16 protein-coding genes are annotated in these 21,052 nt (G+C 31.4%); 4 read left to right on the plus strand and 12 right to left on the minus strand.

Annotation, left to right across the window (positions count from 1 at the left end):
* The first annotated feature begins 49 nt into the window (after positions 1 to 49).
* Positions 50 to 895, plus strand: coding sequence for a hypothetical protein (locus tag Q0935_RS01735; protein ID WP_299381853.1), 846 nt, complete (start codon positions 50 to 52; stop codon positions 893 to 895).
* Here Q0935_RS01735 and Q0935_RS01740 read toward each other — a convergent pair whose 3' ends face one another.
* Positions 896 to 3,808, minus strand: coding sequence for an FAD-binding and (Fe-S)-binding domain-containing protein (locus Q0935_RS01740; RefSeq protein WP_299381855.1), 2,913 nt, complete (start codon positions 3,806 to 3,808; stop codon positions 896 to 898).
* Between the two features lie 116 nt (positions 3,809 to 3,924).
* Here Q0935_RS01740 and Q0935_RS01745 point away from each other — a divergent pair, with 116 nt between their 5' ends.
* Together Q0935_RS01745 and Q0935_RS01750 are read left to right on the plus strand one after the other, a co-directional pair.
* Positions 3,925 to 4,410 carry a hypothetical protein gene (locus Q0935_RS01745; RefSeq protein ID WP_299381857.1) on the plus strand — a complete coding sequence of 162 codons (486 nt, stop codon included), beginning with the start codon at positions 3,925 to 3,927 and terminating at the stop codon, positions 4,408 to 4,410.
* 100 nt (positions 4,411 to 4,510) lie between these two features.
* Entirely contained in the window at positions 4,511 to 5,029 is a 519-nt protein-coding gene (locus tag Q0935_RS01750; protein ID WP_299381859.1) for an OmpH family outer membrane protein, read from the plus strand.
* Positions 5,030 to 5,099: 70 nt separating this feature from the next.
* On the opposite strand, the gene bshA is transcribed toward Q0935_RS01750, so the two are convergent.
* The 11 genes from bshA to Q0935_RS01805 all read right to left on the minus strand — a co-directional run bounded on the left by bshA (position 5,100) and on the right by Q0935_RS01805 (position 18,173).
* Positions 5,100 to 6,245, minus strand: a complete 1,146-nt coding sequence (gene bshA, locus Q0935_RS01755; RefSeq protein ID WP_299381861.1) for an N-acetyl-alpha-D-glucosaminyl L-malate synthase BshA — start codon at positions 6,243 to 6,245, stop codon at positions 5,100 to 5,102.
* A 163-nt stretch (positions 6,246 to 6,408) separates the two neighbouring features.
* Positions 6,409 to 9,372, minus strand: a complete 2,964-nt coding sequence (locus tag Q0935_RS01760; RefSeq protein ID WP_299247599.1) for a glycoside hydrolase family 3 N-terminal domain-containing protein — start codon at positions 9,370 to 9,372, stop codon at positions 6,409 to 6,411.
* A 173-nt stretch (positions 9,373 to 9,545) separates the two neighbouring features.
* Positions 9,546 to 10,769: a phosphoserine phosphatase SerB gene (gene serB, locus Q0935_RS01765; RefSeq protein WP_299247597.1), complete on the minus strand. Its 1,224-nt coding sequence runs from the start codon at positions 10,767 to 10,769 to the stop codon at positions 9,546 to 9,548.
* A gap of 32 nt (positions 10,770 to 10,801) precedes the next feature.
* A complete protein-coding gene (locus Q0935_RS01770; RefSeq protein ID WP_299247594.1) occupies positions 10,802 to 11,287 on the minus strand; it encodes an ABC transporter ATPase in 486 nt (161 codons plus the stop codon).
* A 35-nt stretch (positions 11,288 to 11,322) separates the two neighbouring features.
* Positions 11,323 to 12,819: a PH domain-containing protein gene (locus tag Q0935_RS01775; RefSeq protein WP_299381863.1), complete on the minus strand. Its 1,497-nt coding sequence runs from the start codon at positions 12,817 to 12,819 to the stop codon at positions 11,323 to 11,325.
* Positions 12,820 to 13,326, minus strand: a complete 507-nt coding sequence (locus tag Q0935_RS01780) for a PH domain-containing protein (RefSeq protein WP_299381865.1) — start codon at positions 13,324 to 13,326, stop codon at positions 12,820 to 12,822.
* A gap of 55 nt (positions 13,327 to 13,381) precedes the next feature.
* Positions 13,382 to 14,173: a (Fe-S)-binding protein gene (locus Q0935_RS01785; protein WP_055437096.1), complete on the minus strand. Its 792-nt coding sequence runs from the start codon at positions 14,171 to 14,173 to the stop codon at positions 13,382 to 13,384.
* Positions 14,174 to 14,188: 15 nt separating this feature from the next.
* Positions 14,189 to 14,521 carry a hypothetical protein gene (locus Q0935_RS01790; protein WP_299247581.1) on the minus strand — a complete coding sequence of 111 codons (333 nt, stop codon included), beginning with the start codon at positions 14,519 to 14,521 and terminating at the stop codon, positions 14,189 to 14,191.
* A 199-nt stretch (positions 14,522 to 14,720) separates the two neighbouring features.
* The gene (locus Q0935_RS01795) at positions 14,721 to 16,031 is read right to left on the minus strand and encodes a 4Fe-4S dicluster domain-containing protein (protein WP_299247575.1); all 1,311 of its coding nucleotides are present in this window, start codon (positions 16,029 to 16,031) and stop codon (positions 14,721 to 14,723) included.
* Positions 16,032 to 16,049: 18 nt separating this feature from the next.
* Positions 16,050 to 17,012: an MlaD family protein gene (locus Q0935_RS01800; RefSeq protein WP_299247572.1), complete on the minus strand. Its 963-nt coding sequence runs from the start codon at positions 17,010 to 17,012 to the stop codon at positions 16,050 to 16,052.
* A 54-nt stretch (positions 17,013 to 17,066) separates the two neighbouring features.
* Complete coding sequence (locus Q0935_RS01805; RefSeq protein WP_299247569.1) at positions 17,067 to 18,173, minus strand: N-acetylmuramoyl-L-alanine amidase; 1,107 nt, start codon at positions 18,171 to 18,173, stop codon at positions 17,067 to 17,069.
* Positions 18,174 to 18,311: 138 nt separating this feature from the next.
* On the opposite strand from Q0935_RS01805, the gene Q0935_RS01810 reads away from it, so the two are divergent.
* Positions 18,312 to 21,041, plus strand: a complete 2,730-nt coding sequence (locus Q0935_RS01810; RefSeq protein WP_299381867.1) for a putative LPS assembly protein LptD — start codon at positions 18,312 to 18,314, stop codon at positions 21,039 to 21,041.
* The last annotated feature ends 11 nt before the right edge of the window (positions 21,042 to 21,052 follow it).

The following is a 21,052-nucleotide window of genomic DNA, read 5'->3' on the forward strand; positions in this document are numbered from 1 at the left end:
TATTAAGTATTCTGCATTAAAATTATACATTTGAAAAAACCATCTTATTATGAAAATCATTAAATATTTCACATTATCAATAGTTTCTTTTGCTTTTTTGTTCTCCTGTTCTTCAGATGATGTTACTAGTAGTGAAACGCAACAGCAGCTAATGTTTAGTGGTAATTTCTTTCCTTTAACTATTGCGGATAGTTGGAATTACGATGTGGTAAACACAGATAATACTACAAATGAAGTTACAACTAGTGAAGATGTATTGATGGTTGAAAGTGAGTCTGCTACAGGTTATACGCTATCTGCTAATCAAGGCGGTATCGCAAATGGAGTAATGAGTGGAATATTAACTACAGGAGAATTAACCCGTACAAATACAACGCTTGCAGCTAACTTAAATATTAGCCTGCCGTTAGATGGTTTCGATTTTGATATTGAGTTAGAAAATGCATTACTATATAATACACAAGCTAGTAATGGCGAGGAATTATCTTTAAATACAGGAGTTGTTACTCAAGATTTTGAAGGTTATCCAATTTCTATAAATTATACTTTAAAAAGTGAACAATTAGGAAACTTAACAAGTTTAGAAGTTGAAGGCGCAACTTACAATAATGTGACTTCTGCGAATATTAGTTTAGAACTTTCGGTAAGTACAACGGTTAGCGCTTTTGGTTTTACTCAAACAGTATCTATTTTAGATGCTCAGGATGTATTATCGATCGATAGTTTTTATGCAGAAAATGTTGGACTTATTAAAGCTGAAGCAGATACTAGTTATGCTTTAAATCCTGTAACATTAGGCTTATTACAGCAAGCTGGATTCGATTTAAGTCTATTACCAACATCTATGTCTGTGCAGAATACGCAGTTTTTAACAAGTTATAATATTACTGAATAATTAGAGTAAAGCTTCTTTTAAAATAGTAATAGGATGTAAAGCAGTACGCTGTGTGCCGTCTTTTATTTGATGTCTACAACTTGTGCCATTTGCAGCAATAGTAGTTTCTGGCGATGCCTTTCTAACAGCAGGAAACAATGTTTGTTCTCCAATTTGCATACTTACTTTGTAGTGTTCTTTTTCGTAACCAAAACTGCCAGCCATACCGCAACAACCACTAGGTATAATGGTGACTTTGTAGTTTTTTGGTAGGTTTAAAACATTAAAACTATGAATTTGATTGCTTTCCGCTTTTTGGTGACAATGCCCATGGAATTTAATTGTTTTTTCTTCGGAAGTAAATTGTGAAGGTTTAATATTACCAATGGCAATTTCATTACTTAGGAATTCCTCAATTAAAAAAGTGTTTTTTGCTATAGCTTTAGCTGAAACTTTATCGTCTACCAATTTTAAATATTCTCCTCTAAAAGCTAAAATAGCTGAAGGTTCAATACCCACAAGAGGTGTTTCTTCAGAAATAAGATTTTTATAAATGTCTATGTTTTTATTTGCTACTTTTTTGGCTTCATCAAGCAATCCTTTAGACATAAAGGAGCGTCCAGACTCACTGTTGTTTATTAGTTTTACTTCGTAGTTTAAAGCTTGTAAAAGTGTAATAGCATCTACTCCAATAGAAGTGTCTAAATGGTTGGTGAATTCGTCATTAAAGAAATAAATTGTTTTAATAAATTTATTACCAACTGTTTCATTTTTAATATTTTGATATTCTTTATATAAACTTTTACTTGAAATTAAAGGAAGACTTCTTTCGGTAGCAACTCCCATAGAATTTTTAAGTATGGAAGATGTAAATCCGTTAGAAAACATAAAGTTTGTAAGGCTAGGCAGTTTGCTACCAATCGTATTTAATTTGTTGTTATAAGCAAACAATTTTGTTCTTAAACTTGTGCCATTTACTTTTTGATATTGGTACTGAAATTCCGCTTTTAAAGTCGCCACATCTACACTACTTGGACACTCGCTAGAACAGGCTTTACAACTTAAACAAAGATCGAAAACTTGTTTTAATTCTTCGTGATCGAACTTATTAGCTTTATCAGAATTGGTTAAATACTCTCGTAATGCGTTTGCTCTTGCTCTTGTAGTGTCTTTCTCGTCTCTTGTGGCACGATAACTAGGACACATAGTACCACCAAATTCTGGCAGTTTTCTGCAATCTCCAGAACCATTGCATTTTTCAGCTTCACGAAGAATACCTTGTGATGCAGAGAAATCTAATAATGTTTCTATCTCAGGTTCGACTCTATCTACTTGATAGCGTAGGTTTTTATCCATTGGAAAAGCATCTACAATTTTTCCAGGATTAAAAATATTTTCAGGGTCGAAAACAGATTTAATACGTTTTAATAATTGGTAGTTTTTATCGCCAATCATAAACTTTATAAACTCTGCACGCACAATCCCATCACCATGCTCGCCACTAAAAGAACCATTGTATTTCTTGACTAAAGTAGCAACATCTGTTGTTATTTTTCTAAACAAAACAACATCCTCGTCTTTTTTTAAGTTTAGTATTGGTCTTAAATGAATTTCTCCAGCACCAGCATGAGCATAATACACAGCGTCTTGTTTATGACCTTCCATTAGCGTTGTAAATTCTGAAATATAATTTGCTAAATCTGGAAGAGCAACAGCCGTATCTTCTATACAGGCTACCGCTTTTTTATCTCCAATAATATTACCAAGTAAGCCTAAACCTGCTTTTCTTAACTCGTTTGCCTTATCAATCTCCTTATTTAATAAACTTATATTAGCGTAACTTAATCCTGTGTTTTCAAGTGTTTGAATAAGTTTATTAGCTTGTATTTGTACGTTTTCAAGCGTTTCACCTTTTACCTCGCACATTAAAATCGCTTGAGGATCTCCTTGAATAAATTGCCTGTTTTCTGTTTGTGTTTTATTGTTTTTTGTGCAATCTAATATGGTTTTATCCATCATTTCACAGGTAAACAAATTATGTTGCATTACAGGCTCTACAGCTTCTAAACAAGCATTAATTGTATTAAAATGTGCAGCAACCATTATACTTTGGCTTGCAGGAAGTTTATCTAACTTTAAAGTGATTTCTGTTGTAAAAGCTAATGTGCCTTCACTTCCAGATAGTAATTTACAAAGGTTGAAAACTTCGGTAGTATTAATAAGTTCATCTATTGCGTAACCTGTGTTTCTTCTATGTATTTCTGGTTTTGGAAAGTTGTTTTTTATTTCATCTCGGGTTTCTTCCGAAGATAATTCTGAAACAACTGTGCTATATATTTTTCCTTCTAAAGTCTTTAATTTTGTTTTACTTTGAAGTGCTTCTTGAGATAATTCAGAAAAAACAGCTTCACTTCCATCGCTTAAAATGGTTTTAAGCTCTAAAACCTTATCTCGAGTTACACCATATCTAATAGATGTTGTTCCAGAAGAATTGTTTCCAACCATACCACCTATCATACAACGGTTAGATGTAGAAGTATTTGGCCCGAAAAACAAACCAAAAGGTTTTAAATGGTTATTGAGTTCGTCTCTAACTACACCTGGCTGTACAGTTACCGTTTGGTTGGTTTCATTAATATTAATAATCTTAGTGAAATATTTCGAAACATCTACTACAATGCCAGATCCAACGCATTGTCCTGCTAAAGAAGTTCCAGCAGTTCTTGGTATTAACGAAGTTTTATTTTTAGTAGCAAATGCAACTAATTTTTTAATATCGCTATTAGACTTGGGAAAAGCAACGGCTAGAGGTAACATTCTATATACAGAAGCATCTGTGGCGTAAAGGCGTTTCATTAAATCGCTATAATGCAATTCGCCTTCAAGATTTTGCTCTAACGTTACTAGTACTGAATTATTAATTTTTATGCTCATTATACTTTCAAATTTAAGATTTCTTAACAATTATTAACTAAACATTAGCGTTATATTTTTTATAAAATAGATTGGAAATTGTAAATTAGTTTGAACATAAAATTAAAATAACAAAAATGAAAAAAATACTTTTATTAGCTGTAGCTATTCTTGGATTTAGCTATGCAGCAACAGCTCAGGAAATTTCTGAAAATGCTATTGGATTACGAATTGGAGATAATGATGGATTTGGAGGAGAAATCTCCTACCAACGCGCTTTAGGCTCCAGCAACCGTTTAGAAGTTGACTTAGGTATTAGATCTGGAAATGATTATGATGGTTTTAAACTAGCAGGTTTATACCAATGGGTTTGGCAATTAGAAGGAAATTTTAATTGGTATGCTGGTGTTGGTGGTGGTTTAGGTAATTATAGTTATGATTTACCTGCTCCTTTTAAAGATGAAAGCGAAACGTTTATTTTTGCGGCTGGAGATATAGGAATTGAGTATAATTTCGACATCCCATTAGTACTTTCTTTAGATGCAAGACCAGAGCTTGGTTTTGGAGATTTTAGAGATGATTTAGACTTCGATATTGCCTTAGGTATTAGATATCAGTTTTAAATCAATAAAATATATTATTTTCGTAAACCATTTCAATCATTTGAAATGGTTTTTTTATGGCAAGATTATTGTCTTTACCTTTTTAATTAATTTATAAACTATGAAACAAAAAACAATACTTTCGATTATTTTATTCAATCTATTTGTGTTTACTGCTTTTGGTCAACAAAATGTAAAAGTTGGTTATGCTGATATTGAATACATTTTAAGTAAAATGCCAGAAACAGCAAAAGCTCAAGCAGATTTAGATGTTATAATGAATAAATTAACTAAAACTAGAGACTCTATAGTTAAAGATTACAATTTTAAACTTGAAGACTACAAAAAAAACGAAGCAACTCTGGAGGCAGCTGATAAAAAAGAAAAAGAAGCCGATTTAATGCGTATACAACAAGGTATGCAAGGTTTTGATACAGATATTCAAACTGCAATTAATTATAAAAAAAATGAGTTCCTTAAGCCTATTTATGGGAAAATTGGAGAACTAGTTTCTGTAGTTGCAAAAGAAAACGGCTATACTCATATATTAAACTCACAAATTAATGGAAATAGCGTATTAGTATATGCTGAAGAAAGTACAGATATTAGTGATCTTGTTATTGCCAAAGCTAAGAAGTAATATTAATTTTATTATGATAAAAAAGCACCTCATTTGAGGTGCTTTTTTATTTTGTATTAATAATAGGTTATTATAATTTTTGAGTAAACAAACAGTTTTTTAATGTGTTCTCATATATAGCTTCGTATTGTGGTACTATGTTATGGATATCAAATTTTTCAGCTTGCACTTTAGCATTCTCTTTAAGTTTAGTCAATAGCTTTTCATCTTTTAAAACCATAATTGCATTTTTGCTCATAGCCTCAACATCTCCAACATCGCTTAAATAACCAGAAAAACCTTCTTCATTTACTTCAGGAATACCACCAGTATTACTTGAAATTACAGGAACTCCAGAAGCCATAGCTTCTAAGGCAGATAATCCGAAACTTTCGGTTTCACTTGGGAGTAAAAATAAATCGCTAAAGCACAGAATTCTATCTATTTCATTACTGTTTCCAAAGAATACTACTTTATCGCTAATGCCTAATTCTCGGCATAATTGTTCGGCTGGTTCACGTTCCGGACCTTCGCCAACCATCATTAATTTTGCAGGAACCTCCTTTTGTACGTTATTAAAAATATTGATAATATCTGGAATACGTTTAACTTCTCTGAAATTACTAATATGCGTGATTATTTTTTCATCATCTGAAGCCATCATAGCACGTTGGCAATCGGTATAACCGTGTTTAAACTTCTTTAAATCGATAAAATTAGTAACGACACTAATATTCTGCTTAATATCAAACAAACGAAGTGTGTCGTCTTTTAAACTTTGTGAAACTGCTGTTACTGCATCCGATTTATTAATACTAAAGGTAACCGCAGGTTTGTAAAATGGATGATTACCAACCAGCGTAATATCTGTACCATGTAAAGTAGTTACAATAGGCACATAAATATCTTCTTCTCTAAGCATTTTTTGTGCCATATATGCAGCATAAGCATGTGGTATCGCATAGTGTACATGAAGAATCTCAATTTTATGAAGCTTCACCATGTCTACCAACTTACTTGATAAAGCTAACTCGTAAGGCTGATAATGAAACAAAGGATATTCTGGTACATTTACTTCGTGATAATGAATATTGTTACCTAAAAGTTCTAAACGAACGGGCTGATTATAAGTTATAAAATGAATAGTATGACCACGCTTAGAAAGCTCTAAACCTAATTCTGTAGCTACTACTCCACTTCCTCCAAATGTTGGATAACAAACAATTCCTATTTTCATTTAATTAGTTTTAAACGTCTAATGTATTTTAAGTATTTAGAGTTTATTACTCGAACCTAAAATAGATAAGATTTAATTTTTGGTTATTGATTAGTAGTTAAAATAGTAAATACTTACATCATTTAACTTTTTATAATTCAAAATTCTTTGTGCTTTTAGATGACTATCTTATAATAGCCTCATAGATAGCTTCTTGAATATTGGTTCTAATATCTGCACGTAATAACATGTTTTTACCTTTTGATGATGGATATGTTCTATTTGCCATAAAAACATAAACTAATTCTTCGTCTGGATCTGCCCATGTGTATGTACCTGTAAATCCAGAATGTCCAAAACTAGTCATCGAAACACAACCACATGTTGGTCCAGATTCTCCTAGTTGTGGTTTATCGAAACCAATACCTCTTCTTACTTTATTTTCACAAAAATAACAAGTGTTAAACTTATCTATTGTTTCTGGTTTTAAGTATCTAACACCTCCATAATATCCTTTTTGCAAATACATTTGCATGATTTTAGCGATGTCGTTAGCATTACTAAAAACACCAGCATGTCCTCCAACACCATCTTGCATTGCTGCACCCATATCGTGAACATAACCTTGTACTTTTTGAAAACGATAATAATCATCTTCTTCGGTTGGTGTAATACGTGTGTTACTAATCGTTTTGTACGGATTATAAACCGTATTATTTGCACCTAAAGACTTATAAAAATGATCTTGAACTAATTCGTTTAAAGGTTTGTTGTAATGTTCCTCTATATACTGCTTAAGAATGTAATATGGTAAATCGCTATAACGGTAACGCAAACGGGAAAGTAAATCTGTTTCTTTAATTATTTTTGGAATAGAATCTTGATAATCCTCTCGCATGTATAGATTATTGGCTACTTTAATATTAAATTTTCCTGTTGGAGATTTACGATAATATTTAGTTGAAGGTTGTTTTGTAACGGTATCTAAAGTGGCAAAATAAAAAGGAATCCAAGGTTTTAATTGTGCATAATGCGATAACATTTTCTTAAATGTTATATTCTTTTTATTACTGTTTTTGTAATAAGGAATTGCTTCTGATAGTTTTGTGTCTAAGGATACAATGCCTTGTTCTTCCATTTCCATAAACAATGGTAAAGTGGCTACAATTTTTGTTAATGAAGCAACATCGTAAAGATCATCTCCTCTTACTTTTTTAGAACCTTTATTATAGGTATGGTTTCCGAAGTTTTTATTGTAAATCACCTTTCCTTTTCTAGCAACAATTAACTGTATTCCTGGTGTCATACCAGCATTTACAGCATGGTTTGCAATAGAATCTATCTTTTTTAAACGATAAGAACTTAAGCCAACACGTTCTGGAACACTGTAACCCAAACGCTCTAAAGAATTTGTTTGTACACCATCTCCAACTTTAAAATATGGTCCTGCTGAAACTGGTAAAGTTCCTTTTGCTGGTAGGGCTCCAAATATAATTTCGGCAGAGGTTTCTTGAGCAATCTTACTGTTTTGGTAACTTACAACAACAGTTTCAATATTAGTAACTGTTTGTATATCTAATAAAGCATAAGGTTTAGCAAAGACATCTAAAATTACCGTATTTGTTCTTGCTATTTCGTATAACCAAGTTAATTCTTTGTCTGAAAACTTATACGATTTCCAAGGATTTGCATTAGATTTATGAAAACCAACAATAACTGTATTATAGTTTTGAAGCTTTGCTATTAAATCGCTTAATTTATCAGCTTTTACTTCATGAACCTGTGCATATTTTTTAAGCGCATTTAAAAATGGTTTACCACTATCATTACCTAATTCTACATAAGCAATTTTTTTAGTTTCTAAATGACGTAGTGGTAACAAACCAGAAGAGTCACGTGCAACAGTAACAGCTTGTTCCATTAACTCTTCATATAAAATATCGTCTCTTAAACGATTTAAATCATTACTTAAATTATGTGTATAAATAGGTTTGTAATTATTTAAGCCAACTTTGTATTTCGCTTGCAATAATTTCTTTACAGAATGCGCTAAACGTTCTTCTGTAATTAATCCCTTATTAACTGCTTTTTCAAGTTTTGCAATACCAGCTTCTGGATTTTCAGACATTAGCATTATATCGTTTCCTGCAAGAAAAGCGGCTAAATCTATATTCCCAACAGTACTTGTAGAGCCTTCATTAACACCATCTAGACCTTCAAATTTATAGTTTGCTGCACCTTTCATTGTTAAGGCATCAGTAAAAATAAGTCCTTTAAAACCTAGTTTTTCTTTTAAAATATTGGTTACAATGTTTTCTGAAATAGATGATGGATAATCTTGTCTAGGCTCTAAACTAGGAATGTTTAAATGTGCTACCATTACACTCGATAAACCTTCTTTTATTAATGTTTTATAAGGATATAATTCTACCGAATCTATACGTTTTGCATCGAATGCGACAGTTGGTAACGTTAAATGCGAATCAGCTTCAGTATCTCCATGTCCAGGGAAATGTTTAGCATTTGCTAATACACCTGCACTTTGCATACCTTTCATAAAAGCTGCTGCTTTTTCGGTAACGTTGTCTCTATCTTCACCAAAAGAACGGTTTCCTATAATAGGATTCTTTGGGTTTGTATTAATATCTACAACAGGAGCAAAATTAAAATGAACACCTAATCGTTTGCAATGCTCTCCTAATTGTCTTCCAGTTTGTTCTATTAAAAACTTATCTTTTACTGCTCCAAGTGTCATATTCCAAGGAAAGGAATAAGTAGAATCTAAACGCATACTTAATCCCCACTCAGCATCCATACCAATAAGTAAAGGTGTTTTTGAAGCTGCTTGTAATTCGTTATTAAGTTTTGCTTGTCTGTAAGGGCCACCTTTTGAATAGATGATACCTCCAATTTTATTTTTATTAATTAGGTTGAGAACTTTAGCTTTTTCAGCTTCAGTTTGGCTACTAAAAACCTGCACCATATATAATTGTGCAATTTTCTCGTTTAATGTTAATGAATTATAGACACTATCTACCCATTTTTTTTGCCCTTCGACATCTTTTGCTAGCAAAGGATTGCTAGTTTCTTGAGCGTAGATTGTATATGATATAAGGGATAAGGTAAGTAATAGGATTAATTTGCGCATAAAAATTTTCAATTTGAGTTACTATACTATTATAGAACTAAAAACTATGCCAAGTTATTATTTTTCGTACTATTATTAAAGATTTTAATAGAGATTTATGAAGAAATAATGAACAGTGAAATGTTCATGTTTTTTAAGCTATATTATTTTGAATAAATAGTATAAAATAAATCTTACTCAAGTAAATCTATATGCTTATCATGATAACCCAATAAATACAACACGCCATCTAAACCAATACTAGAAATTGAGCTTTGCGCATTATCTTTAACCTTTGGTTTTGCATGAAAAGCAATACCTAAACCTGCAAGATTTAACATAGCTAAATCGTTAGCACCATCACCAACAGCAATGGTTTGACTAATATTTAAGCCTTCTTTATTTGCTATTTCTTGTAGGTATTCAGCCTTTTTATTGCCATCTACAATTTCGCCGAGATAATTACCTGTAAGCACGCCATCTTTAATTTCTAACTGATTAGCATATACGTAATCGATACCTAATTCTTTTTGAAGGTAATGTCCGAAATAAGTAAAACCACCAGATAAAATTGCTGTTTTAAAACCGTAACTCTTTAAAGTATCTATTAAGCGTCTTGCTCCTTTTGTAATTGGTAAATTAACTGCTACGTCTTGAAGTACTTCTTCTTTTAATCCTTTTAAGAGTTTCATTCGCTTTTTAAAACTCTCGTTAAATTCAATTTCTCCTTGCATTGCAGATTCTGTAATAGCCCTTACTTCTGCTCCAACACCTGCTAAATCTGCTAATTCGTCTATTACTTCTGTTTGAATTAAAGTAGAGTCCATATCGAAACACACTAAACGTCTGTTACGTCTGTAAATATTATCTTCTTGAAAAGCAATATCGACATTTAACTGTCTAGAAATCTGCATGAATTTCTCTGTTAATTCCGATTTATTCTCAATTTTACCACGAATTGATAACTCTATTGATGCTCTTGGATATTCGTCTTTTTTAACTAAAGATGTTCTTCCTGTTAATCGTTTAATAGCATCTATATTTAAGTTTTTATCCGAAATAACCTGAGTAACCATAGAAATTTGCTCAGCAGATAATCTTTCTCCTAAAATAGTAATGATGTAGCGGTCTTTACCTTGCAATGACACCCAATTCTCATAATTTTCTAATGTAATTGGAGTAAACTTTGCTTGAATATTAAGCTCGTAAGCTTTAAATAATAAATCTTTTAAAACTGGAGAAGAATTTACTCCAGACTCTATTTCAAATAATATACCTAAAGATAAAGTATCGTGAATATTGGCTTGACCAATGTCTAATATCTTTGCTCCAGAAGAAGCTAATACAGCTGTTAAACTAGCTGTTAACCCTGGTTTATCTTGACCTGAAATGTTAAGTAAAAAGATTTCGTTCTTCATAAATATATTGAAAAAGTTACAAAAGGAATCGTTTAGTTTAGGAATCTATTGTGCCAACTATCGCTTGCTGGTACTTCCCAATTTTCATTTAATTCGGCAATATTAGTGACAAGGTTATTAAAAACTATTGTGTTTTTAGACACGGCTTTTTGCTTTGCCATGGTTCTAAAATCGGTTAAGGTTTTATGAGCTACAAACTCTCCTTGTTTATAGGATACATTCATTTTATCCATTAAATCTACACCGTATTCTTTTTCTAATTCTTGAATAAAGCGAACTGAAGCATCAATACTACAACCTGTTGCAGCTTGCGAGTCTTGATCTACAGCAAGGATAATAAAACGCTTGTATCTAATATCGAATCCTGCGTTTAAATCGCTTCCATGCGCTGTCCAATTTGTAATAAAGATGTTAAGCTTTTCTTTTATCGCTTCTAGTTCTGTTTCAGAAAAAGAACGATTTGCTTGATATATCCAGATTTTTGAGTGTTCTGGTAGTGTGTTAAATTCTACTAACATATTTTTTTATTCATTTAAAAGGTAAAAATAATACTTTACATCCAATCTTTGCGCTGAGATTCAATTTGATATAATAAGAAATTAACAATTTCATTTGCTCTATTTTCTTTTACATATAAAATCTTTGTGGCTTTTGATGCTGTGTACACTTCTACAGTTATTATATTTCTTAATTTTTGAAATACTGATTGTTTTGTAGCCACAGCTTGTACTTTGTGTATTTCAAGTAATTGCGTTATTGTTGAAATTGAGCCATCGCCAACTATCAAAATATTATCGTTTAATTTATAGTATGCTTTTTTGTGTTTTAAATAGATCATTAAAAGAAGTATCGGAACTACAAATAAGTTGATAATCCAAAAGTAGTTATCAAATACAAAAAAAGCAATGACATTAAAAAGCACTAGTGGTATAAGCATTGTTAATAGTAAAAAACGGATATAATAAGTCTCTGGTTTTTCTTTTTTAGAAGTTGTAGATAACCTTTGCATGAGCTTTTCTACTAAATAGTTTACTTGTAATTGATCTAAAGCTATAATCGAGAAATGTTTCTGTAGTTTCTTATCCACCATTGCTTGCTTTATACGCAAGGTGTTTAATCCAAAATAACGCTTTAACCTATTATTTACTATTTCTATATTTTGAATTCTGGACGGCGATAGAATTATTGCAACTTTGTTAAATAGCCCTTTTTTAATTTCTATCGTGTTTTTATGCTCAATAACTTGTAAATCGAAATTAAGTAAGAAGGTTCTTATTATAGAAAATAGTATTGAAATGATTAATGTTATTATTAAAAAACTAAAGATTATAAATATTAAAGTACTTACTGAATTACTGTTTTGGGTAAGTAATGCTTCAAATTTATCTCCTAATTTTAATTCTTGCATAAAGTCTTCGTAAGTAGAATACAATCCACCTATAAATCCTGCTATAATTAAGAAACTTTTAATATGGTTCTGACTGAAACCTTCTAAAAATAGCTTTTTAATAGAAGCTTTATAATAAATTTTTTGCTCGTCTTTAATTTCGTTAACGGTTTCTTCTTGATTATCAAGGTTTACACTCGAGAGTAATTCCTCTTTAAGAGCTTTTGCTTTATTTCTACTTAATGCAGTAATTTTAACTTCGGCTTTGGCATCTCCAGCAGTTTCAATATCTAATTGCACAACATTTATTATTTGCTGAAGTACATTTTGCTTAATATAGATATTCTGAATTTTGGACTTAGAAACTGTTATTTCCTCTTTATTTAATATGCCTTTTGAAAGTTTAAAGTCGTCTCCAGATATGTAAAATTTGAAATTAAGGTATTGTAATATTGAGCGTGCTAAAATGAATAAAAACACAATTACAACCGCCAGAATAATTTGGTATAAAGACAAACCAAACACTTTTTCTCCTTTTATTAGGTAGTAAGAAAAAGTTGCAATAGCAATAAAAAGGCTTTTTAGTATTTTGTAACTATTAAACCCGAAAAGTACTGCGATACCTTTAATAGATTGTCTTGATGGATTTTTAAAATCGTACACCTAGTTAATCTTGGTCGTTAACAGTTGGTTTATACGTGTAGCTTCTTCAAAAGTTAATCCGCTTATGGATAAATCTCCTCCAGATTCGCCTGCTGTATAAACGTGAAGTGATGCTAAATTAAATTTCTTAGCAATAAAACTCTGTTTCGTTTCTAGATGTTGTATTCTAATAAAAGGAACAGTTGTTCTTTTGTGCATCAACAAACCTTTAGCATAAATAATATCGTGATTTCTTAATGCGTAACCACGCTTTTTAAAACTTAGAATACTAATTACAAGTTGTAATATTAATAATAAGAACAAAAAGATAATAGCATACCAAAAAACATTAGAAACCCAATCTTCTTCTATTAAATTTTTAGCCAATATTACAATTCCAAATAGAATAGAATATTGAATAAAAATATTTATGTATAGTATTTTTAAATAGCTTTTAGAAATAGGATTAAGTTTAACCATCTCCGCTTTTGGAATGGAATCGATATCTATTTCTATATTAGTAAACATAACTATTTATCTAATTTTATATGTTTAATCCGGCTATAAACCAGATGAGATTGTTTTATAAATTTTGAGAACTTGCAATAAGCTCTGCAACATCCATAACTTTAATTTCGTTCTCTTTTTCTTTAACTTTTACACCGTCAGACATCATTGTCATGCAATAAGGACAACCAGTTGCAATAATATCAGGATTGGTTTTTAAAGCATCTTCTGTACGAAGTTCGTTAATGTCTTTGTCTCCTTTTTCTGGTTCTTTAAACATTTGTGCTCCTCCTGCTCCACAACATAACGCTGTAGATTTACTACGTTTCATTTCTAATAAAGTGGCGTTTAATGTGTTTAGTACATCTCTAGGAGCTTCGTATTCTGAGTTTGCTCTTCCTAAGTAGCAAGGATCGTGAAAAGTAATACGTTTACCTTTATAGTCACTGTCTTTAATTTCGAGTTGCTTTGTATTAATTAACTCTTTTATAAACTGTGTGTGGTGTAATACTTCGTACTTACCACCTAAGCCTGGATATTCGTTTTTTAAACAATTAAATGAGTGCGGATCGCAGGTTACTATTTTTTTAACTTCGTAACCGTTTAATACTTCGATATTCATTATAGCTTGCATTTGAAACAAGAATTCGTTTCCTGATCTTTTTGCTAGATCTCCTGTTGCGCTTTCTTCTGTTCCTAATACAGCAAAGTTTACGTTTGCTTTGTTTAGAATTTTAACAAATGCTTTTGTTATTTTTTTTGCTCTATCGTCGTAACTTCCAGCAGAACCAACCCAAAATAAAATATCTGGTGTTTTACCTTCTGCCATCATTTCTGCCATTGTTGGCACTATTAGTTGTTCGCTCATGTTACTTATTTTTGTTTACTCTACTTCTTTTATTGCTGCAAAATCTGTTTTTGCTATTCTAATATAAACTGCTAATTTCTTTTTGCCGTCTACTAACTTATTTTTTGAATCGTATTTTTCACCATCTGCTCTCCTAATGGCATCTGCTCCTAATAATACTAATTGTTTTTTAGAACAGTAATCGCAAAACACTTTTTTTAATGTAATGTTTATTGGTTCTCCTGCTTTATATTCAATCTCTGTATAGGCTTTTATTTGTAACGAATCTTTTTTAAAACTTTGAGCAGATACTATAGTACAACATAAAAATAGCACAAAAATTAGTGTGTATTTATATTTAGTGTTCATAGTATTCTCGTTTTTGTTTGTTTTTTTAGTGAGCTATATTTTTTAATACTTACAGACTATTAATTTAGTAAATAGCATTAATAAGTATTGCGTTAAGGATTGATGCTGTTCACTTATCTATCGATAGTCTTAACCTTTTTTATTTTTCTTAAAAAAGATATAGCGTAAAGCCTGACCTTTAGGTAACGCCCAAATTATGCTACTCGTCTTTCCAGTTTAATCTATCCATTTGGTTGTATGGCCAAGGTGCTCCATTGTTTTCAATATTAGTCATCATATTGTTAAGTTCCATTGGTGCTGCGCTTTCTTCCATTACTAGGTAGCTACGCATTTCCATAATAATATTTAATGGGTCGATGCTTATTGGACAAGCTTCTACACAAGCATTACAGCTAGTACAAGCCCATAATTCTTCTGGTGTAATGTAATCGTTTAGTAATTGCCTACCATCGTCTACAAATACACCTTTGTTTGCGTCTATGTTTTTACCTACTTCCTCCAGACGGTCTCTAGTGTCCATCATTATTTTACGAGGCGATAATTTTTTTCCTGTTAAGTTTGCTGGGCATTCGCTTGTACAACGTCCACATTCTGTACAAGAATAGGCGTTTAATAAGTTTAACCAACTTAAATCTTGTACGTCGCTTGCTCCAAATTTTGCAGGAGGTTCATCGGTTGCATCTTCTGCTGGTGCTGCGTAAGGATCTGCATCAGGATCCATCATTAACATGACTTCTTTGGTTACAACATCGTTATTTGGAAACTGTCCTTTTGGTGTTAGTTTTCCGAAATAAGTGTTTGGAAATGCTAATAATATGTGTAAATGTTTTGAATAGTATAGGTAGTTTAAGAACACTAATATACCTGTTATGTGAAGCCACCACGCGCCTCTTTCTATTATATGAAGTGTTTCTAGATTATCACCAAATAAAGGAGAAATAAATTGACTTATTACGTTTCCTGAATTTGCAGCTTGAAAAGATGAATCTGTTGCATTCATTACCAAGAATAAGGTCATTAAAACCATTTCGAAATATAGAATAAAATTCCCATCGTTTTTTGGCCATCCTTTCATTTCGGCACTCATAAAACGTTTTAGTTTTATAACATTTCTACGGATCCAGAAGATTACTACTGCTATAAAAACTAGAGTTGCAAGAATTTCGAAAGTTCCGATTAAGAATCCATAAAGTGATTCTGGTAATACTTGATGCCCAATACGGTGTGTTCCAAATAAACCATCGATTATGATTTCTAATACTTCTATGTTTATAATAACAAAACCTACGTAAACTATAATATGAAAAAATCCTGAGACCGGACGTTTTACCATTTTGCTTTGTCCTAAAGCAATCATGGCCATGTTTTTCCAACGTTGTGGTTTGTTGTCGTTTATCTCTTTGTCTTTTCCTAACTTAATGTTACGAAACAATTTTTGTACATTTTTTGCAAAGAAACCAATGCCTGCAATAAGGACAATGGCAAATAGTATGTTTGGTAAGTAATTCATTTTCTAGGGTTAGTTAGTTTATTTTTTGTCTTCTATCTCGTTACCTTCAGCATCATAACGTTTTGGTTTTTTTCCGAATAAAGAAAAATGCACATAACGTTTAGGATTTAGTTTCATATCCTCAAGTAGTTCTTCCATTTGCTTTGATGCACCTGCAAGATTCTCGTATAGTTGTTCGTCTTTTAATAATTTACCAATAGAGCCTTCTCCATTTTCTACACTTGCCATTAAGTTATCGAATTTTTTAATGGTAGCCTGCAGCTCTTCTACTGTTTTGGCTATATCTACTTGAGCTAATTTATTAGTCATTGTAGTTAGGTTACCAGAAGTAGCTTCAAAATTAGTAAGTGTATTGTTTAATTTATCCTTGTTAGTATCTATTAATCCATTTAGAGATTTTGCTGTAGCATTAAAACTTGCTACAGTAGCGTTTAAACCAGCAATACTATTTCTTAAATCTGCTTGAGCTTTTGCATCGAAAATATTGTTAAAACCTACTAAAAGAGTATCGGTTTCACTCATTACTTTTTCTATTTTTTCTTGTAATGGTGTTAAACGCTCGTTAACTAATTCCATCATACCTTCTTTTGTGGCACTTTGGAGGTAATCATCTGTTTTAGCATTTTCAGCATTATCGTAAGCAGGAAGAATTTGTATTTCTTTACCACCAATAAAACCATTTTGGAATAATTCGGCTTTACTATTCTTAGAAAACTTAAACTTAGTATCTACACTCATTTTAACGATTAGAGTACCCGATTGTTCGTCTTCAAAATAAATATCTAATACTTTACCAATGGCATAACCATTAATAGTTACTGGTGCCGAAGGCTTTAAGCCTTCTACATTATCGTATTTTGCATATACAATTATATCGCTTTCTAAAAGGTTGTTACCTTTTAAATAACTGAAACCGAATATAAATAGAGCTATTCCTGCAATAGCTAGTATACCTGTTTTGACTTCTCTGGAGATTTTCAAAATGAAAGTGTTTGATTTGGAACAAAAATAAAATAAATAAACTTAACAATGGCTCTATTTAGTACCACTATTTAAGGCGTCTTGTAAACTAATGCGTTCACCATCTCTGTAGGCTACTATAAATGCGCTTGTGAACCCTTTTTGTTTAGCAACCTTTTGCATTTTCTGTATTTTATTAATATCTGAAGTGTAACCATAAAAATACTTATACAATTTACCTTCTTTATCTCTTGAAATATCTTTTAATCCTTTGAAATTATATGGTTTAGGTTCTAACTTTTTTGAAGCTGCAGCAATTTGTACTTTAAAAATGGTGTTAGGTATTATTTTTTGGTTGGAAGGAATGTTAGTTTCTTCTTCGATAATATATTCTGTATCTACAAAATTTTGCTCTACGCTTTTTTTGTATGAAACAATAGCATTAGCCATTGCGCTAGATAATTCTGTTTGACCTTTTTTAGAATTAAGGTATCTACCTTCAGAAGTATTTGTTATAAAACCAGTTTCGACTAATACGCTTGGCATAACCGTTTGATGTAAAACAATAAAACCAGCTTGCTTAACACCTCTATTTTTACGTTTTAAATTATTAGTAAAATTTTTCTGTATTAAACTTGCTAACTGTATACTTTGATCTAGATACTGTTCTTGCATTAATGTGAGACCAATAAAAGACTCCGGAGAATTTGGATCGAAGCCATTATAATTGTGCTCGTAGTCTTCTTCTAGAAATATAACTTCGTTTTCTGCTTTTGCCACATCAAAATTTGTTTTGTTTCTATGAACTCCAAGTACATATGTTTCTGAGCCATGTGCTTGAGAAGTATGCGCATTACAGTGTACTGATACAAATAAATCGGCATTGGCTTTATTTGCAATTTCACCTCTTTTAAATAAATTGATAAAAACATCGGTTTTTCTGGTATAAACAACTTTAATGTCTTTATTCTTTTCAAGTTCTTTACCAACAGCAAGAACTACTTTTAAAGCAATATCTTTTTCTTTATATCCAGCTTTCGATGGTTTTCCAGGATCCTTTCCACCATGTCCTGCATCTAAAACAACGATAAATTTATCAGAATCGGATTGAGCATTTACAGATAGTGATACTGTTAATGTTATTATAATTAATAAGAAAAGCGTTTTTAGTTTCGTTTGCATAGTGATATAACAAATTTTATAAGCGTTTAGTATGGATTTGTAAATTATATAGATATGATAAATTAATCATAAAAAATATATGTAATTTTGTGAATTCAAATATCGAGCCATACTTTAGCAAAAATACATACAATAGCATTGCATACAAATAGAATTCATATACTTTTTGCCTTAAGTTTTACAGTGTTTATCAACACTTTTAGCTTTGCCCAAGTTGATGGTGAAGATAAAAGCATTGAAATTCCTAAGGAAAAAGAGGTTGAGAGCATTAAGCCTCCTACTAAGGTTAACGACTCCATTGTTATTCCTGTTGAAGAATTAATTACGATAAAAGAAACAGATTCTACCGTAACAGACTCTATAAAACCAAAACCGGCACTTTTACAAGCAACAGTAAGTTATAGTGCCGCAGATTATAATGCTTTTAATAGAAAAGAGCAAAAAATGTATTTGTATAATGAAGCGAAAGTAAATTATACCGACATGGAAATTACTGCTGGAACTATAGTTATAGACTACAGCAAGAATTTAATTTATGCTGGAAGAATAAAAGATACTGCTGGTGTATACTCTCAAAGACCCGTTTTTAAGCAAGGTGATAATCTCATAGAACCAGATTCTATGATTTTTAATTTTAAAAACAAGAAAGCAATAATTTTTAATTCTAACACAGAGCAGGAAGGAATGAAAATTAGGTCTGAGCGTTCTAAGAAAGAAAATGATTCTGTTTACTTTTTGAACAAAATGCGAATTACCACTGCCGAAAGTGAAGAAGATCCGGAATATTATTTTTTGATTGACAAGGCTAAATTGGTTCCAAATAAAAAGATTGTTGCAAGTTCTGCACAAATGTTTATTTATGATGTCCCTACTCCTATTGTTGTTCCTTTTGCCTTTTTTCCGCTAAGTAAAAAGCAAACATCTGGTGTTATATTTCCAAGTTTTGGAGAACAAAACGATAGAGGTTATTTTATTCAAAATGGTGGTTATTACTTTGCTATAAGTGATTATGTAGATTTAGCCGTTTTAGGAGATTACTATACTAATGGAAGTTATGGTTTGCGTTTAGAAAATAATTACAAGAAACGCTACAAGTATAATGGACGTTTAGGTTTTAGATATGAGAATTTAATTACTAGTGAGCGTGGTTTTTCAGATTATGCGAAAAATACGATTTATAATCTACGTTGGTCTCATTCTCAAGATACTAAGTCTAATCCTAATTCGCGATTTTCAGCTTCTGTAAACCTTGGTAGTAGTAATTATTATCAGCAATCTCAAAACCAGATTAATACTGCTAGTTTTCTAAATAATACTTTAGCTTCATCTGTATCTTACTCTAAAACATTTGAAGGCGAGCCACAAGTTAATGTTAGTTTAACTGCAACACATTCTCAAAACACGCAAACGGAAGAAATAAACTTAACATTACCAACATTACAAGCTAGTGTTGGTCGAGTATATCCATTTGCACCTAAAACAGGTTCAAAGAAAGGGATTATTCAAAATATAAACCTACAATATAGTGTAAGAGGAGAAAATCAAATACAAACTACAGATTCGCTTTTCTTTAAAAGTGAAATGTTTGATGACGCAAAAATTGGGATGCAACACACTATTCCTGTAACCACTAACTTTAAGGTTTTTAATTATTTTAGTGTGAGTGCCAATGCTAATTTTGAAGAAACATGGACACTAAATACTATTGACGAATATTATGATAGTGAGAATAGTGAAGTCGTTACAGAAGACATAACAGGTTTCGATGCTTACAGAACTTATAATTTTGGTGCTAGTATAGGTACTACTGTTTATGGGCAATTTAATTTTGAAAAGGAAGGTGAAGACAAAAAAATAAAAGCAATAAGGCATGTTATGCGACCAAGCATAAGTTATAATGTAAATCCTGCTTTCGATAAGTATTACGACTCTTACGAGGTTACAGATATAAATGGAGAAAGCATTAGTGAAAATGAATTTTCGCGGTTTGAAGGTAGCTTGTTTGGTGCTCCAAATAAAACTTATTCTAGTTCAATTGGTTTGTCTCTTAGTAATAATATTGAAGCTAAAGTTAGAGATAAAGACAGCACAAAAACAGAGCCTAAAAAAATTATATTATTAAATAATTTAAATTTTTCTACTTCTTACAATCTCGCGGGCGATTCCTTACGTTTTAGTCCTGTAAGAATGAGTGGTGGTACACAGTTATTCGATAATAAAATGAATGTGAATTTTGGAGCTACTTTAGATCCTTACGCATTAGACAATAACAATACGAAAATTGATGAATTTAATATAAGTAACGGCGGAAGTTTATTTAGATTAACTAGTGCTAACCTTACTTTAGGTTATAGCTTAAATAGTAAAGGTAACGATAGGAAATCTAATACTAGTGATAGAAGTAGAACTGAAACCTTAGACAGTGGTGGACGAGATGATGATTTATTTGGACGTTCTCAAGATTTTGCCGATCAGCGTTATGATGAAAAAGAAGATGATGAAAAGGATAAAGAGCCAAGTGATTTTTATAATTATTCTGTGCCATGGAATTTACGTTTAGCATATGCTGTAAATTATTCTAATTCACAACGCCAAAATGAGATATCTTCTCATTCCTTAATGTTTTCTGGTGATATTGAAGTGTCACCTAAATGGAGTATTGGAGCTTCTTCTGGGTACGATTTTAAAAACCAAGGATTCTCTTATACACAATTACGTTTTGGTAGAGATTTAATGAGTTGGCGTATGGATTTTAGTTGGATTCCTTTTAGTAGTAGAAGTTCTTGGAATTTCTTTATAGGAATAAAGTCTAGTATATTAAAAGACTTAAAATATGAAAAACGTCTTCAGCCAGATCAACAGTTATAGCATATTTAAAA

The sequence above is a fragment of the uncultured Lacinutrix sp. genome, assembly GCF_947500605.1.
Classification (GTDB): Bacteria; Bacteroidota; Bacteroidia; order Flavobacteriales; family Flavobacteriaceae; genus Lacinutrix.

Excerpts from the sequence above, each read along its gene's own strand:
- Q0935_RS01735 (WP_299381853.1), top strand. The coding sequence starts at position 50 with ATGAAAATCATTAAATATTTCACATTATCAATAGTTTCTTTTGCTTTT.
- Q0935_RS01740 (WP_299381855.1), bottom strand. The coding sequence starts at position 3,808 with ATGAGCATAAAAATTAATAATTCAGTACTAGTAACGTTAGAGCAAAAT.
- Q0935_RS01745 (WP_299381857.1), top strand. The coding sequence starts at position 3,925 with ATGAAAAAAATACTTTTATTAGCTGTAGCTATTCTTGGATTTAGCTAT.
- Q0935_RS01750 (WP_299381859.1), top strand. The coding sequence starts at position 4,511 with ATGAAACAAAAAACAATACTTTCGATTATTTTATTCAATCTATTTGTG.
- bshA (WP_299381861.1), bottom strand. The coding sequence starts at position 6,245 with ATGAAAATAGGAATTGTTTGTTATCCAACATTTGGAGGAAGTGGAGTA.
- Q0935_RS01760 (WP_299247599.1), bottom strand. The coding sequence starts at position 9,372 with ATGCGCAAATTAATCCTATTACTTACCTTATCCCTTATATCATATACA.
- serB (WP_299247597.1), bottom strand. The coding sequence starts at position 10,769 with ATGAAGAACGAAATCTTTTTACTTAACATTTCAGGTCAAGATAAACCA.
- Q0935_RS01770 (WP_299247594.1), bottom strand. The coding sequence starts at position 11,287 with ATGTTAGTAGAATTTAACACACTACCAGAACACTCAAAAATCTGGATA.
- Q0935_RS01780 (WP_299381865.1), bottom strand. The coding sequence starts at position 13,326 with ATGTTTACTAATATAGAAATAGATATCGATTCCATTCCAAAAGCGGAG.
- Q0935_RS01785 (WP_055437096.1), bottom strand. The coding sequence starts at position 14,173 with ATGAGCGAACAACTAATAGTGCCAACAATGGCAGAAATGATGGCAGAA.
- Q0935_RS01790 (WP_299247581.1), bottom strand. The coding sequence starts at position 14,521 with ATGAACACTAAATATAAATACACACTAATTTTTGTGCTATTTTTATGT.
- Q0935_RS01795 (WP_299247575.1), bottom strand. The coding sequence starts at position 16,031 with ATGAATTACTTACCAAACATACTATTTGCCATTGTCCTTATTGCAGGC.
- Q0935_RS01805 (WP_299247569.1), bottom strand. The coding sequence starts at position 18,173 with ATGCAAACGAAACTAAAAACGCTTTTCTTATTAATTATAATAACATTA.